Source organism: Pseudomonas sp. FW305-70 (assembly GCF_058783925.1).
In genome coordinates this window covers 17253-32760 of the sequence record NZ_JBYSYZ010000053.1, presented here as the reverse complement: position 1 = coordinate 32760, position 15508 = coordinate 17253, and the positions used below count along the sequence as shown (strand labels likewise).

12 protein-coding genes and 1 pseudogene are annotated in these 15508 nt (G+C 60.4%); 7 read left to right on the top strand and 6 right to left on the bottom strand.

Annotated elements, in window-relative coordinates:
- Both AC3WN7_RS26190 and AC3WN7_RS26185 read right to left on the bottom strand, forming a co-directional pair.
- On the bottom strand, positions 1-661 hold a 661-nt coding region (locus tag AC3WN7_RS26190), incomplete at its 3' end, for a methyl-accepting chemotaxis protein (protein ID WP_492575409.1).
- A gap of 141 nt (positions 662-802) precedes the next feature.
- Positions 803-1642, bottom strand: a pseudogene (locus tag AC3WN7_RS26185) (HAMP domain-containing protein); the annotation flags it as partial.
- A 332-nt stretch (positions 1643-1974) separates the two neighbouring features.
- Here AC3WN7_RS26185 and AC3WN7_RS26180 point away from each other — a divergent pair.
- Positions 1975-3453, top strand: a complete 1479-nt coding sequence (locus tag AC3WN7_RS26180; protein WP_102675829.1) for a helicase HerA-like domain-containing protein — start codon at positions 1975-1977, stop codon at positions 3451-3453.
- 119 nt (positions 3454-3572) lie between these two features.
- Here AC3WN7_RS26180 and AC3WN7_RS26175 read toward each other — a convergent pair whose 3' ends face one another.
- On the bottom strand, positions 3573-4028 hold the full coding sequence (locus AC3WN7_RS26175; RefSeq protein WP_095965404.1) for a DUF721 domain-containing protein: 456 nt from the start codon (positions 4026-4028) through the stop codon (positions 3573-3575).
- 307 nt (positions 4029-4335) lie between these two features.
- On the opposite strand from AC3WN7_RS26175, the gene secA reads away from it, so the two are divergent.
- The 4 genes from secA to AC3WN7_RS26155 all read left to right on the top strand — a co-directional run bounded on the left by secA (position 4336) and on the right by AC3WN7_RS26155 (position 10121).
- Positions 4336-7071 carry a preprotein translocase subunit SecA gene (gene secA, locus AC3WN7_RS26170; RefSeq protein WP_095965403.1) on the top strand — a complete coding sequence of 912 codons (2736 nt, stop codon included), beginning with the start codon at positions 4336-4338 and terminating at the stop codon, positions 7069-7071.
- A gap of 120 nt (positions 7072-7191) precedes the next feature.
- Positions 7192-8409, top strand: coding sequence for a bifunctional glutamate N-acetyltransferase/amino-acid acetyltransferase ArgJ (gene argJ / locus AC3WN7_RS26165; RefSeq protein ID WP_095965402.1), 1218 nt, complete (start codon positions 7192-7194; stop codon positions 8407-8409).
- 138 nt (positions 8410-8547) lie between these two features.
- Entirely contained in the window at positions 8548-9180 is a 633-nt protein-coding gene (locus AC3WN7_RS26160) for a glutathione S-transferase family protein (protein ID WP_015096612.1), read from the top strand.
- Positions 9177-10121 carry a Nudix family hydrolase gene (locus AC3WN7_RS26155; protein ID WP_015096611.1) on the top strand — a complete coding sequence of 315 codons (945 nt, stop codon included), beginning with the start codon at positions 9177-9179 and terminating at the stop codon, positions 10119-10121. The genes AC3WN7_RS26160 and AC3WN7_RS26155 overlap by 4 nt, the downstream gene beginning before the upstream one ends.
- A 117-nt stretch (positions 10122-10238) precedes the next feature.
- Here AC3WN7_RS26155 and AC3WN7_RS26150 read toward each other — a convergent pair whose 3' ends face one another.
- From AC3WN7_RS26150 to AC3WN7_RS26140, 3 genes are read right to left on the bottom strand one after another with little or no spacing between them, the layout of a single operon-like run.
- On the bottom strand, positions 10239-10820 hold the full coding sequence (locus tag AC3WN7_RS26150) for a cob(I)yrinic acid a,c-diamide adenosyltransferase (RefSeq protein ID WP_102675662.1): 582 nt from the start codon (positions 10818-10820) through the stop codon (positions 10239-10241).
- A 2-nt stretch (positions 10821-10822) separates the two neighbouring features.
- Positions 10823-12859, bottom strand: coding sequence for a sensor histidine kinase (locus tag AC3WN7_RS26145; RefSeq protein WP_015096609.1), 2037 nt, complete (start codon positions 12857-12859; stop codon positions 10823-10825).
- Positions 12860-12904: 45 nt separating this feature from the next.
- Positions 12905-13822 (bottom strand): putative 2-dehydropantoate 2-reductase, encoded by a 918-nt coding sequence (locus AC3WN7_RS26140; RefSeq protein WP_102675661.1) that lies wholly within the window; start codon positions 13820-13822, stop codon positions 12905-12907.
- Positions 13823-13957: 135 nt separating this feature from the next.
- Here AC3WN7_RS26140 and AC3WN7_RS26135 point away from each other — a divergent pair, with 135 nt between their 5' ends.
- Positions 13958-14443, top strand: a complete 486-nt coding sequence (locus tag AC3WN7_RS26135; protein WP_007977344.1) for a YajQ family cyclic di-GMP-binding protein — start codon at positions 13958-13960, stop codon at positions 14441-14443.
- Between the two features lie 137 nt (positions 14444-14580).
- Positions 14581-15423: a mechanosensitive ion channel family protein gene (locus tag AC3WN7_RS26130; RefSeq protein WP_095965397.1), complete on the top strand. Its 843-nt coding sequence runs from the start codon at positions 14581-14583 to the stop codon at positions 15421-15423.
- Positions 15424-15508 lie beyond the last annotated feature (85 nt).

Below are 15508 nucleotides of genomic sequence, written 5' to 3'. Positions count from 1 at the left end.
TCAGCGTGTTGATCTCGGTGATGTCGACGTTGATCGACTCCACCACGGCGGTCTGTTCTTCGGTCGCGGTGGCCACCGACTGGTTCATGCCGTCGATTTCCCCGATACGCAAGGTCACGCTGTTCAGGCGTTCGCCCGCGAGGTTGGCGATTTCCACACTGTCCTGGCTGTGGCGCTGACTGTCACTCATGGTGCTCACCGATTCCCGGGCGCCGACTTGCAGTTCCTCGATCATGGTTTGCACCTGTTGCGCCGATTCCTGCGTGCGGTGTGCCAGGTTGCGCACCTCATCCGCCACCACGGCAAAACCTCGACCGGCTTCACCGGCGCGGGCGGCTTCAATCGCGGCATTGAGTGCGAGCAAGTTGGTTTGCTGGGAAATGCTGGTGATCACTTCGAGAATCTGCCCGATGTTCACGGTTTTGCTGTTGAGCGATTCGATATTGGTGCTCGAGGCGCTGAGCATGCTCGACAGTTGATTCATCGCCACGATGCTGCGGTCCACCACTTGCTGGCCGTCTTCGGCCAGGCTGCGGGCATCGCTGGCCTGGCTCGAAGCCTGAGCGGCGTTGCGGGCGATTTCCTGCGCGGCGGCGCCGAGCTGATTAATGGCGGCCGCGACACTGCTGGTGCGCGAGGCTTGCTGGTCGGAGTTGAACATCGACGAGTTGGAGGCCGCGACCACGCGCAACGCCACTTCGTTGACTTGCCCGGTGGCCGAGGACACTTCGCGGATCGAGCCGTGAATGCGCTCGACGAAACGGTTGAACGCAGTGCCGAGGGTGCCGAATTCGTCATTGTTCTGGATGGTCAGGCGTTTGGTCAGGTCACCTTCGCCGTCGGCGATGTCGGCCATGGCGCGGGTCATGACGTGCAACGGCTGGATCAGGATGCGAATCAACATGCCGAGCAGGGCGATGATGATGGCCACGGCAATGATGGTTGCAACCACAGCCGAGGTGCGGAACTCGCTGAGCATCGAGTAGGCTTTTTCCTTGTCGACCGACAGACCGATGTACCAGTTGACCGATGGCAAGCCCTTGATCGGGGTAAAGCTGACAATGCGGGTCTTGCCGTCGACGTCCACTTCGCTGAAGCCGTTGCCGATGCGCGGGGTGTCTTTCGGATACGCCTCGCTCAGGGACTTCATCACCAGCGCTTTGTCCGGGTGAACCAGGATCTTGCCGTCGGCGCTGACCAGAAACGCGTAACCCATGCCATCGAAGTCGCGGGCGCTGAGGGTCGCGATCAGGGTTTGCAGGCTCAGGTCGCCACCCACCACACCAACGCTCTGTCCGGCTTTTTTCGAAGCCGTGGCCATCGAGATGATCAGTTGACCGGTTGCCGCATCGATGTAGGGTTCGGTCAGGGTCGGCGTGCTGCTGTTTTCAGCGCCTTTGTACCAGGGGCGAACACGCGGATCGAAACCGTCGGGCATCTTCGCGTCCGGACGAATGGTGAAGTGTCCGGTGGCATCACCCAGGTAGGACGCCATGAAAGTCGACGTCAGGGTTTTCTGCTCAAGCAGGCTGGCGACATTGGCTTGTTCGGGGTTGATGGCGATGTTTTGCGAGAGGTTCTCGATCAGCAAAATACGCCCGGCCAGCCAGGTCTGGATGTTGTTGGCGGTGACGTCACCCATCTCGTTGAGATAGTTATCGAGGTCTTCGCGGATGGCATTGCGCTGCAAATAGTCGTTGTACAGCGTGAATGAGGCGAAGGCGGCAATAACAATGAGGGCGGCGGCAAGCAGGATTTTATGGCTGAAACGCAGATTTTTGTTCATGGCTTGGGGTTCCGCTAAGGTCTTAATGTCCAGCGCGTGCTTTTATAAAGGGACGCACGACGGGCAAGGTTAAAAGCAATTGAATTTTCCGACTCTCCTTAGGGAAATTTCCTACCAGATCGTGTCTGACTGCTTTGTCGTTATCTCTATCGGCCGTGTAGGACCAAAGATTAATCATGGGTGACCAAATGCCTGACTCACTGCAACTCGTTATCGGCGCCGACCTCAAAGGGCAGCCGATTGCCCAGGCTATGCGCCTGGCCAATCGCCACGGTTTGATCGCGGGCGCGACCGGCACCGGAAAAACCGTGACGTTGCAACGAATGGCCGAAGCTTTCAGCGATGCCGGCGTGGCGGTGTTCGCCGCCGACATCAAGGGTGACCTGTGCGGCCTTGGCGCCGCGGGCAACCCCCAGGGCAAGGTCGCCGAGCGGATTGCCGGGATGCCGTGGCTCAACCACAAGCCTCAGGCTTATCCGGTGACGTTGTGGGACGTACAGGGTCAGTCCGGTCATCCTTTACGCACAACCTTGAGTGAAATGGGGCCGCTGCTGTTGGGCAGCCTGCTGGAACTGACCGACAGTCAGCAGTCGGCGCTGTACGCGGCGTTCAAGGTGGCGGACCGCGAAGGCCTGTTGTTGCTCGATCTCAAGGATCTGAAGGCGTTGCTCAATCACCTGCGGGACAACCCCGAGTTGCTGGGCGACGATGCGGCATTGATGACCACCGGCTCGAGCCAGGCGCTGCTGCGACGTCTGGCGACCCTGGAGCAACAGGGCGCCGATGCCTTGTTCGGCGAGCCGGCGCTGCAACTCGAAGACATCCTCCAACCGACGGCCGATGGCCGCGGGCGCATTCATTTGCTGGATGCCAGCCGTCTGGTGCATGAAGCGCCGAAAGTCTACGCGACGTTCCTGCTGTGGCTGCTGGCCGAGCTGTTCGAGCAACTGCCGGAGCGTGGCGATGCCGACAAACCATTGCTGGCGCTGTTCTTCGACGAGGCCCACTTGTTGTTCAACGGCACGCCCCAGGCATTGCGTGATCGCCTGGAACAAGTCGTGAGGCTGATTCGTTCAAAAGGCGTGGGTGTGTATTTCGTCACCCAGTCGCCGGGTGACCTGCCGGATGATGTGCTGGCTCAGTTGGGTTTGCGCATCCAGCACGGTCTGCGTGCGTTTACCGCCAAGGAGCAAAAGTCCCTGCGCGCAGTGGCCGAAGGTTTCCGGCCGAATCCGGCGTTCGATGCGTTGTCGGTGTTGACCGAACTCGGGATCGGCGAGGCGCTTGTCGGCACGCTGCAGGAAAAAGGCACCCCGGAAATGGTCCAGCGAGTGCTGGTCGCGCCGCCGCAATCGCGGATCGGGCCTTTGACCGGTGCCGAGCGTACGGCGCTGATTGCCGGTTCGTCGTTGCAGGGTCGCTATGACAAGCCGATTGACCGCGAATCGGCCTATGAAGTGCTGATGGGGCGCAAGGGCCTGGCGCCCGAGCCCGAAGCGGAGCAGGGCAAACAGGAACCGAGTTTCACCGAACAGGCGGGTGAGTTCCTCGGTACAGCAGCAGGGAAGGCGCTGAAATCGGCGATGCAACAGGCGGCGAACCAGCTTGGCCGACAGTTGGTGCGCGGCTTGATGGGCTCGTTGCTGGGTGGCAGCAAACGCCGCTAGCCTGAGCGAACACAGTCAATGTGGGAGCGGGCTTGCTCGCGAATGCGGTGTGTCATTCAACGAAAATGTCGATTGATAAACCCATTCGCGAGCAAGCCCGCTCCCACAGGGTTTCTGTGTCAGGATTTGGTCTTGGCGTGCGCCGCCAGTCGCTCCAGCGCTGCCCGCAGATTCGGGTCGCTGATCCCGTCGGCCGTGGCCTGTATGGTTGCCGCAGCATCGTCCGACAGATCCATGGTGTGCCCGGCCGCGCCCCGCTGGACGGTAGGTGGCTGCACCTTGAACAGGATTCGCGTCAGGTTGGCAAACTCGTCGAACAGTTGCAGTTGCCGTTGCAGGCGCTTCTGCTGGTAGCGCAGGCGGGTTGCCCAATGACCGTCGGTGACAATCAGCAACAAACTGCCTTCACGCCAGGACGCCACGTGGCAATGCTCGCGAGCGGCGGGTTGCAATTGGCTTTCGAGCAAACGTTGCAAATGACCCAGGCGTTGAGCGTGGCCGAGAATGGCTTTCAGCGGCTTGGCTTCGCGTAGTAGAACGGCGGGTACTTTGGCCGTAAGTGGGCGAAATGCCATGATCAGACACCTGAAGTAACAGAGCCGCCATGGTAGCAGAAAGCACCGGATGCGCCCGCCCATTGCTTTTGTGGGCGCTTTACCCATTAAATCAACAACTAACTTCTGCCTTGAACGGCTTGAAATTGAGCAAAACGCCCCTATTTTAACTGAGCCCCGTCAAAGCGCTGTGCCAGCATCGTGGAATATCGCCACTTTCCTCACCACCGTTTCCGGGTAGAATGCTCGTTCGCATGCGGCCATGAGGGCTGCACGGGCGACTCACGGGGCCGCCCTCCATCCCTTTAGTGTGGAAGATCCTGCCGATATGTTTGCGCCTTTGTTAAAGAAACTTTTTGGAAGCAAGAACGAGCGTGAAGTCAAACGCATGCTCAAGACGGTGCAACTCGTCAATGCCTTCGAAGAGCAAATGGTGGCCCTTTCGGACGATCAATTGCGTGCCAAGACCAGCGAGTTCAAGGCCCGTATCGCCAAAGGGGAGTCCCTCGACAAGCTCCTGCCAGAAGCCTTTGCGGTCGCCCGTGAAGCCGGCAAGCGTGTCATGGGCATGCGCCACTTCGATGTCCAGCTGATCGGCGGCATGACCTTGCATGAAGGCATGATCGCGGAAATGCGTACCGGTGAAGGCAAGACCCTGGTGGCAACACTGGGCGTTTACCTCAACGCGCTGTCCGGCAACGGCGTGCACGTTGTGACGGTGAACGACTACCTGGCCCGCCGTGACGCCAACTGGATGCGCCCGCTGTATGAATTCCTCGGCCTGACGGTCGGCGTTGTCACGCCGTTCCAGCCGCCGGAAGAGAAGCGTGCTGCCTACGCCGCCGACATCACCTACGGCACCAACAACGAATTCGGGTTCGATTACCTGCGCGACAACATGGCGTTCAGCATGGAAGAAAAATTCCAGCGCGAACTCAATTTTGCCGTGATCGACGAAGTCGACTCCATCCTCATCGACGAGGCCCGTACGCCGCTGATCATCTCCGGTCAGGCCGAGGACAGCTCCAAGCTGTACATCGAGGTCAACAAGCTGATCCCGCAGCTCAAGCTGCACGTTGAAGAAGTCGAAGGCGAAGTGACCCAGGCCGGTCACTTCACCGTCGACGAGAAGACCCGTCAGGTCGAACTCAACGAAGCCGGTCACCAGTACGTCGAAGAAACGCTGACCCGCATCGGCCTGCTGGCTGAAGGCGAAAGCCTGTACTCGGCGCACAACCTGAGCCTGCTGACTCACGTCTACGCCGGCCTGCGTGCGCACAAGCTGTTCCATCGCAACGTCGAATACATCGTGCAGGACGGTCAGGTCGTACTGGTCGACGAGCACACCGGCCGTACCATGCCGGGTCGCCGCTTGTCCGAAGGCCTGCACCAGGCCATCGAAGCCAAGGAAAACCTGAACATCCAGGCCGAAAGCCAGACGCTGGCATCGACCACCTTCCAGAACTACTTCCGTCTGTACAACAAACTGTCCGGCATGACCGGTACGGCCGACACCGAAGCGTTCGAGTTCCACCAGATCTATGGCCTGCAGGTCATGGTGATTCCGCCGAACAAGCCGCTGGCGCGTAAAGACTACAATGACCTGGTGTTCCTGACCGCCGACGAGAAATACGCGGCAATCGTGGCCGACATCAAGGAAAGTATGGCCGCCGGTCGTCCGGTGCTGGTGGGTACCGCCACCATCGAAACCTCCGAGCACATGTCCAGCCTGCTCGTGAAGGAAGGCATCGAACACAAGGTTCTGAACGCCAAGTTCCACGAAAAGGAAGCCGAGATCATTGCCCAGGCCGGTCGCCCGGGCGCACTGACCATCGCCACCAACATGGCCGGTCGTGGTACCGACATCCTGTTGGGCGGTAACTGGGAAGTGGAAGTGGCTTCCCTGGAAAACCCGACCCCTGAGCAGATTGCCCAGATCAAGGCCGACTGGCAGAAGCGTCACCAGCAAGTGCTCGAATCGGGTGGTTTGCAGGTGATTGCATCCGAGCGTCACGAATCGCGCCGTATCGACAACCAGCTGCGTGGTCGTGCCGGTCGTCAGGGCGACGCCGGTTCCAGCCGTTTCTACCTGTCGCTGGAAGACAGCCTGATGCGCATCTTCGCCTCTGACCGGGTGAAGAACTTCATGAAGGCCCTGGGCATGCAGCCTGGCGAGGCGATCGAGCACCGCATGGTGACCAACGCCATTGAAAAGGCCCAGCGCAAGGTCGAAGGCCGCAACTTCGACATCCGCAAGCAACTGCTCGAGTTCGACGACGTCAACAACGAACAGCGTAAAGTGATCTATCACATGCGTAACACGTTGCTGGCCGCCGACAACATCGGCGAGACCATCACTGACTTCCGTCAGGACGTGCTCGACGCTACCGTCAGCGCACACATTCCTCCGCAGTCGCTGCCTGAACAGTGGGACGTGGCCGGTCTGGAAGCTGCGTTGCAGAGCGACTTCGGTGTGACGCTGCCGATCCAGCAATGGCTCGACGAAGACGATCACCTGTACGAAGAAACCCTGCGCGAGAAGCTCATGAACGAGCTCGTCGCGGCGTACAACGAGAAAGAAGACCAGGCGGGCGCCGAAGCGCTGCGCACTTTCGAGAAGCAAATCGTTCTGCGCGTTCTGGACGACCTGTGGAAAGACCACCTGTCGACCATGGATCACCTGCGCCACGGCATCCACTTGCGTGGTTATGCCCAGAAGAACCCGAAGCAGGAGTACAAGCGCGAGTCGTTCACCCTGTTCTCCGAGTTGCTGGATTCGATCAAGCGCGACTCGATCCGTGTGCTGTCCCACGTTCAGGTTCGCCGCGAAGACCCGATCGAAGAAGAGCAGCGCCTGCGTCAGGAAGCCGAGGCATTGGCCGCTCGCATGCAGTTCCTGCATGAAGAAGCTCCAGGCCTGGAGCAACCGGAAGTGCTGGGCGAAGAGGTCGATGTGGCGCTCGCCGCTGCCCCGGTTCGCAGCGAGCATAAGCTGGGTCGCAATGAGCTGTGCTACTGCGGTTCGGGCAAGAAGTTCAAGCATTGCCACGGGCAGATCCAGTAAAACCCGTTTCAATCGCTGAAATACCCGCGCCGCGACCGGCTTCTGCCGTCGCGGCGTTTTACCATTCGAACCACCGTCTTCCTGAAGCGGTGCTGACATCATTTATAAAGGAGCGCATTCATGGCTGTTGGTCTTGGTCCTTTGCCAACGTTGCACCCGGTTGCCGGTTTTGAACTCGGTATCGCCTCGGCTGGCATCAAGCGCCCGGGGCGCAAGGATGTTGTGGTCATGCGCTGTGTTGAAGGCTCCACGGTAGCCGGCGTGTTCACCCTGAACGCCTTTTGCGCCGCCCCGGTGATCCTGGCCAAGCAACGCGTACAAGGCCCTGTGCGTTACCTGCTGACCAACACTGGCAATGCCAACGCCGGTACCGGCGAGCCAGGCCTGGCCGCCGCCGAGCGCACTTGCGCCAAACTGGCCGAGCTGACTGGCGTCGATGCCAGCCAGGTGCTGCCGTACTCCACCGGTGTGATCGGCGAACCGTTGCCTGTGGAGAAAATCGAAAGCGCGCTGCAAGCGGCCCTTGACGACCTGTCGATCCACAACTGGGAAGCTGCCGCCACCGGCATCATGACCACCGACACCCTGCCCAAAGGTGCCAGCCGTCAGTTCCAGCACGACGGCGTGACCGTCACCGTGACCGGTATCAGCAAAGGCGCCGGCATGATTCGCCCGAACATGGCGACCATGCTCGGCTACATCGCGACCGACGCCAAAGTCTCCCGCGATGTGTTGCAAAACCTGATGCTCGATGGCGCCAACAAGTCGTTCAACCGCATCACCATCGATGGCGATACGTCGACCAACGACTGCTGCATGCTGATTGCCACAGGGCAGGCTGCGCTGCCGGAAATCACCCGCGCCGAGGGCGAGTTGTTCGCCAAGTTGAAGCAGGCGGTGTTTGAAGTGTGCATGGACGTGGCCCAGGCCATCGTTCGCGACGGCGAAGGCGCGACCAAATTCGTGACCGTTGAAGTCAACGGCGGCGGCAATCACCAGGAATGCCTGGACGTTGGTTACACCGTGGCTCACTCGCCGCTGATCAAGACGGCGTTGTTTGCTTCCGACCCGAACTGGGGCCGTATCCTGGCCGCCGTTGGCCGTGCCGGTGTGCCGAACCTGGACGTCAGCAAGATCGACGTGTTCCTCGGCGACGTGTGCATTGCCAGCCGTGGCGCGCGCGCCGCGACCTACACCGAAGCCCAGGGCGCGGCGGTGATGCAGCAGGAAGAAATCACCATTCGTATCGAACTGGGTCGTGGCGATTGCAGCGAAACCATCTGGACCACCGACCTGTCCCACGAGTACGTGAAGATCAACGCCGAGTACCGTACTTAAGACCGAGTCGCTCCATTCGCGAGCAAGCCCGCTCCCACAGGGTTCAATGGTGACACTGTGGGAGCGGGCTTGCTCGCGAAGGCTGACGACCAGACGCTAGAGATTTTGGCCTGTCCCCCCCATCAAAAGGTCCCGAACATGAGCCTGCACCTGATCATCGGCGACAAACTGCATTCCTCCTGGTCCCTGCGCGGCGCTCTGGCCCTCGATCTGGCTGGCGCCTCCTACACCGAAGAACTGATCAAGCTGAACCAGCCGGACACCCGCGAGCGCCTGCTCAAGCATTCGCCGACCGCCAAGGTCCCGCTGCTGAAGACCGAACACGGCACCATCGCCGACTCCCTGGCGATTGCCGAATACCTGGCAGAACGGTTCCCCGATGCGAACCTGTGGCCCAAAGACACCGCCGCCCGTGCCCAGGCGCGTTCGGCGTGCGCGCAGATGCACAGTGGCTTTTTCGCCATGCGCGGCAACATGCCGTTCGACCTCAGCCATGACGCAGCGCTGTCGCCGGTCCCGGCCGATGTCCAGGCGGACATCGAGCGCATGTCGGCGCTGTGGGCCGAGTGTCGTGCCGCGGCGACCGAGAGCGGTCCGTACCTGTTTGGCCGCATCACGTTGGCCGACGCGTTCTTTGCACCCATCGCCGTGCGTCTGCGCACCTATCGGGTGAAACTGTCCGCGGCTGACGAAGCCTATGTTGAAACCCTCTACCAATGGCCGGCGTTCAAGGCCTGGCAGAAGGCCGGACTGGAGGAGTTGGAAAAGTGAAGCGAGTCCATGTCGCCGCCGCCGTCATCCGCGATGGCAGTGGCCAGATCCTGATCGCCCGCCGTGCCGATTCGCAGCACCAGGGTGGCCTGTGGGAGTTTCCCGGGGGCAAGGTCGAGGCCGACGAGTCGGTCGAAACCGCACTGGCCCGTGAGCTCCATGAAGAGCTGGGCATCGTGGTCGACGCGGCGCGCCCGCTGATCAAGGTCCGGCATGATTATCCGGACAAGCAGGTGTTGCTGGATGTCTGGGAGGTCTCGGCGTTTAGCGGCGAGCCCCACGGCGCCGAAGGCCAACCGCTGGCCTGGGTGTCGCCCCGCGATCTGCCGGGTTACGAGTTCCCGGCGGCCAATCAGCCGATCGTCGCGGCGGCCCGATTGTCATCGCAGTACCTGATTACCCCGGAAGATCTGGAAACCCCGGCGTTGTTGCGTGGTATCCAGAAGGCCATTGCCGGTGGCATCAAGCTGATCCAGTTGCGCGCACCGAACGGTTACGATCCCAAGTATCGCGACCTGGCTGTCGATGCGGTGGGCCTGTGTGCCGGCAAGGCACAATTGATGCTCAAGGGGCCGTTCGAATGGTTGGGCGACTTCCCGTCCGCGGGTTGGCACATCACTTCGGCGCAATTGCGCAAATACGCAGCGGCTGGCCGACCGCTACCGGCATCGCGCTGGCTGGCGGCGTCGTGCCATAACGCTGAAGAGCTGGCGCTGGCCGAACAGATGGGGGTGGATTTCGTGACCCTGTCGCCGGTGCAACCCACCCTGACTCACCCAGGCGCAGAGCCGTTGGGTTGGGAGCAGGCGTCGAGCTTGATCGAGGGCTTCAGCAAGCCGGTGTTCCTGCTGGGTGGCGTTGGCCCGGCCGAGGTCGAGAAAGCCTGGGCGGCCGGCGCGCAGGGTGTGGCGGGGATTCGGGCATTCTGGCCTGAGGCCTGATTTTGTAGCGCTCTTGCTGGCCCTTTCGCGGGCAAGCCCGCTCCCACAGTGGATTTGTGGCGCACACAAAACCTGTGGGAGCGGGCTTGCCCGCGAAGGGGCCCTGACAGGCGCCGGCTAAACCTCAGGTTTCGCCGCCGGTTGCCAAAGAATCTCGGCAATCCCCTGACGCTTGGCAATCAGCCGTGCTGCGACAAACAACAAATCCGACAACCGATTGATGTACGCCAGACCAACCCCGGCCAACGGCTCAATCGCATTCAATTGCTGACACCGCCGCTCGGCACTGCGCGCCAGGCTACGGCAGACATGGGCTTGGGCAATCAGCGCCGAACCGCCGGGCAAGATGAAGTTTTCCAGCGGCCCCAATTCTTCATTCCACACATCGATCGCCGCTTCCAGGCGCTCGATTTCCGCCGCATTCAACGCCTGATACACCGGCATTGCCAGCTCACCGCCCAGATCAAACAATCGATGCTGGCAGGGCGCCAAAACCTCGATCACTTCCTGCAAGCCGGCAAAAGTGTCCGTTTGTGCCGCCAGCCCGGACAGCAACACGCCCACCTGACTGTTGAGCGTATCGACTTCGCCAATGGCCTCGATCCGCGGGTGATCCTTGGGGACGCGACGGCCATCGCCCAGCCCGGTCTCGCCTTTGTCGCCAGTGCGGGTGTAAATCTTCGACAGACGAAAGCCCATGGTTACCTCGATAGCAGATTGAGTTCTTGCGCGACAGGTGGCGTGCTCGCCAGGGGCAGGCGCAAGGTGAAGCAAGTGCCTTGGCCCAGGGTCGATTGCACTTCCATCTGCCCCTTGTGGTTATTGGTGATGATGAAGTACGACACCGACAGCCCAAGTCCGGTGCCCTGACCGATTTCCTTGGTGGTGAAGAAGGGTTCGAAGGTCCGTTTGCGCACGCTTTCACTCATGCCGATGCCGTTGTCCTCGACCTGGATCTCCGCCCATGGCGGGTTCAGCCGGGTGCGCAGAATGATCCGCCCCGGCTCGCTGTCGTCCTCGCGCTGGTGAATGGCTTGCGCAGCGTTTTTCAACAGGTTGAGCAGTACTTGTTCCAGCTCGTTGGCGGTGCCGGGGACCGGGCCCAGCGCCGGGTCGAACTGACGAATGATGGCCTGACCCTTGAAGTCGAAGCCGATCGCCAGGTCGAAATCGTTGCCGGCGATTTCCACCGCCTGATCAATCAGGGCGGGCAGATCGCACGGGGCCATCTGGCGGGTGCTGCGACGGCTGAAACTGAGCATGTGGGTGACGATTTTGGCGGCCCGGGCACCGGCCTGCTGGATACCGTCGAGCAACTGTGGCACTTCGCGGATTTTCAGATACTGATTGACCGTCGCCAGCTCGATGCCGGCCTGTTCGGCCACTTCCAGGTTTTTCGGCAGGTCAGGGGACAGGCGTCGGCGAATGTTTTGCACGTTGTGCAGGATCGCACCCAGCGGATTGTTGATCTCGTGAGCCATGCCGGCGGCAAGACCGCCTACCGACAGCATTTTCTCCGACTGCACCATCATTTCTTCCAGGGACAGGCGCTGGGTGATGTCGTCGATCCGGATCACTACGCCACGCCCGGCACCGCCCATCAGCGGATAGAAAGTCAGGGCGTAGTGGCGGGGCTCGTCGTCCTTGAGCCAGGTGACACGTTCGATTTTGGCCACCGTATGCTGCTCGACCGTTTCCTTGAGTTGCGGCAAGAACGGCTTGAGCGGTTCGAAGGCGAGGAAGATGGGCTGGTTCAGGGCTTCATCGAGGCGTGTGCCGGACAGGGCGCTGGCTTCCTGGTTCCATTGAGTCACGTAGAGCTGTTCGTCGAGGGCGATCAGCGCCGACGGCATGGAGTCGATGATGCTGTTGAGGTAGTTCTGGAAGCCGGTGAGCTTTTTCTCGATCTTGCTGCGCACCTGGACTTCGAGCTCCAGTTTGCGGTTGGTGTGGCGGGTTTCTTCCGCCAGACCCTGGGCCTGGTCGTAAGCGGCCTGGGAGTCGTCCCGAGCCCGCTTGAGTTGCTGCTCCCTGGCCTCGATCCGCGAGAGCATGGTGTTGAACGCCTCGGCGAGGCTGCCGATTTCATCGTGGTTTCCTCGTGAAGCGCGCAATGCGTAGTTTTCTTCACGGGTGACCTGCCGCGACAACTCTTCGAGCTGGTGGATCGGCCGGGTGATCAGGCGCTTGATCTGGCGGGCAATGATCAGCCACAGCAACACGCTGAAGATCAGAATGCCCAGGCTGGCCGTCAGGGTCCCGGTGTAGAACGCCACTGGCAGTTCACTGCTGGCGACCAGCAGCAAATGTCCCGGTGCCGCGCCGGGGCGGGCCAAGGTGATGACTTGATTGGTGCGAAACTCGGTGACCTGCCAGTCTTCGATATGCCGGAAATGTTTGGGCAGCTCCAGATTGTCGCCATGCTGCAATTGCGCCAACCGCTCACCCTTTGCGTCATACAGGGCTGCCGCGCGCAACGGCGAATAGCTGTTGAGTTCATTCAGCAGGCGCTCGGCGCTTTGCGGTGACGCCAGGGCTTCGGAGGCCAGGCTCGGGTTGGATACCAGCCGGCCGATGGTCTGCAGGGCCTGGGGCGCCATGCTTTCCTGGGAGATGTAGTACGCGGCGCTGATAAAGGTCAGGTTGGCAACCAGCAGGACGGTGACCATCAGTACCAGCAGGGCGGCCAGCAGTTTCTGGCCGACGGGCAGGTTTTCAAGGCGCTGGCGCAATGGCATCGGATTCATCGCAGACAAGGAACAAGTGGCCAGCGTAGCCGCTGCTCAGTCGCTGGGCAATCCAAGGCTTTGCAGGCGAGCGATCAACCTTGCCTGAAGTTGATTGAGGTGAGGCAGGTTCAGTTGATGTCGCCCGGCTACTTTGCAGGCGTAGCCCAGCAGGTAGCTGATTTCCGTGCGGCGCTGGCTGGTGACGTCCTGATGCATCGATGAGTAGTTGGCCGCGGTGGCGTGAATCACCCGTTCGACTTCCTGTTGCAGGTTTTCGCCCGCCGCCGGTTGACCGCAACGCTCAAGCAACTCCACCAGTTCACCGCACAGGGTGGCCACTTCGCACTGATGTTGCTGCAAACCGCCATTGCGGCAATCGTGCAGCACCGTCAGCGGGTTGATCGCACAGTTGAGAGCCAGCTTGCGCCACAGCCTGGTCAGAATATCGGTGCTCCACTCGTGAGGGATGCCGGCCCCGCTCAAGTCATCGAGCCAGATCGGTGCGACCGGATGGCTCGCATCTCCCAGCCAGGTAAAGCCATGTCCTGCAAACACCACGCGCCAATCGCCATCGCGGAAGGCGCCTTCGGTGCTCGAGGCATAGATGCAGCGTGCCTGGGGAACCTGTGCGGCCACCGCGCCCTGGCTGCCCAGGCCATTTTGCAGCAGGATCAGTTCGGCGCCGGGGGCCAGGCGTGACGCCAGTCGGGCCACCGCGCTTTCGGTATCGTAGGCTTTGCACGCCACCAGCAGGCGGTTGATCGGCTGGCTGCTGTCCGCTGTTTCGGCGGGCACGGCGTAGTGTTGCGCCTGGCCGTGCTCCACCAGTGTCAATCCGCCTGCAGCCTCATAGGTCTGCAGTCTCGCGGTGTCCCGCAGGATCAGCCTGACCGGCACGCCAGCCCGTGCCAGGCGTGTCGCCCATAAAGTGCCGAGGCTGCCGGCGCCGAGTACATGCCAGGTGGTGGACATCAGCTTTTTGCTCTGTTTAAGGCGTGCATCGGCAGCTCACAGTGAATGATGGGAAAGACCCGTTATAATCAGCGCGGATTTTAACCGCAAGCCAGGCGCGCTCCATCGGTGCGCCTTTAAATTTGGAGAGATTACATGCCGTCGTTCGACGTGGTATCCGAACTGGACAAACACGAAGTCACCAACGCGGTCGAGAACGCCGTCAAGGAACTCGATCGTCGTTATGACCTGAAAGGCAAAGGCAGCTTCGAGTTCAAGGAAAAAGACCTGACCGTCAACCTGACCGCAGAAGCGGATTTCCAGCTCGAAGCGATGATTGAGATCCTCAAGCTGGCTCTGGTCAAGCGCAAAATCGACGTGCAGTGCCTCGAAGTCAAGGATGCCTTCGCGTCGGGCAAGCTGATGAAGCAGGAAGCCGTCCTCAAGGAAGGCATCGACAAGGAACTGGCGAAGAAAATCGTCGCTCACGTCAAAGATGCCAAGCTCAAGGTCCAGGCGGCCATTCAGGGCGAGCAGGTACGTATTACCGGCAAGAAGCGTGATGACCTGCAAGAAGCCATTGCTGTGCTGCGGGCCAAGGAGTTCGGTATGCCGCTGCAGTTCAACAACTTCCGCGACTGACCTCGAAAGCGGGAACCTCTTGGCATTTGCGACGTCGGAGGCCCAAGCATCGGCAGAAACGATTGAGCCCGTCGCGGTTCGATCTTTCTGCCGCTTTTTTTACGCGTGCCGGATAGCCGGAAAAAAGGAGCAAGCAGATGGACTTAAATGCTGAGGTAGACAACCTGGTCAAGGTTTCCCAAACCTGGATCCCGATGATCATGGAATACGGCAGTCGTGTACTGCTGGCGGTCATCACCCTGGCCATCGGCTGGTGGCTGATAAACAAGGTCACGAAAAAGCTCGGCGGCCTGATTGCATTGCGTAACGCCGACCTGGCGCTGCAGGGCTTTATCAGCAGCCTGGCGAACATCATCCTCAAGATCCTGCTGATCGTCAGCGTGGCCTCGATGATCGGTGTGGAAACCACTTCGTTCGTGGCGGCGATTGGTGCGGCGGGTCTGGCCATTGGTCTGGCCTTGCAGGGCAGCCTGGCGAACTTCGCCGGCGGTGTGCTGATTTTGCTGTTCCGTCCATTTCGTATCGGCGACTGGATCGAGGCTCAGGGTGTCGCCGGCACCGTCGACAGCATCCAGATTTTCCATACCGTACTGCGTACCGGTGACAACAAGACCATCATCTTGCCCAACGGCAATCTGTCGAACGGCATCATCACCAACACCAATCGTCAGCCGACCCGCAAGGTCGTGTTTGATGTAGGCGTTGATTACGAAGCGGACTTGCAGAAAGCCCGTGAAGTGTTGCTGGAGTTGGCCAAGGATCCGCGTGTATTGACTGACCCGGCACCTCAGGCAGTCATTTCGACATTGGGTGACAGTTCTATCACTGTTTCCCTGCGTGTCTGGGTGAATACTGCGGATTATTGGGATGTGATGTTCATGTTCAACGAACTGTCCCGTGATCGTCTGAGAGAGGCGGGCATCGATATTCCATTTCCACAGCGGGTTATTCGCGTGGTTCAGGAGTCCGCAGTGCAGTGATTGACCTTGTCATATATGTCTGATTTTTCGGTCAGGCATGTAGGGCGATTGTTCAATAATTGAACAATTTGCACAGGCAACAAAA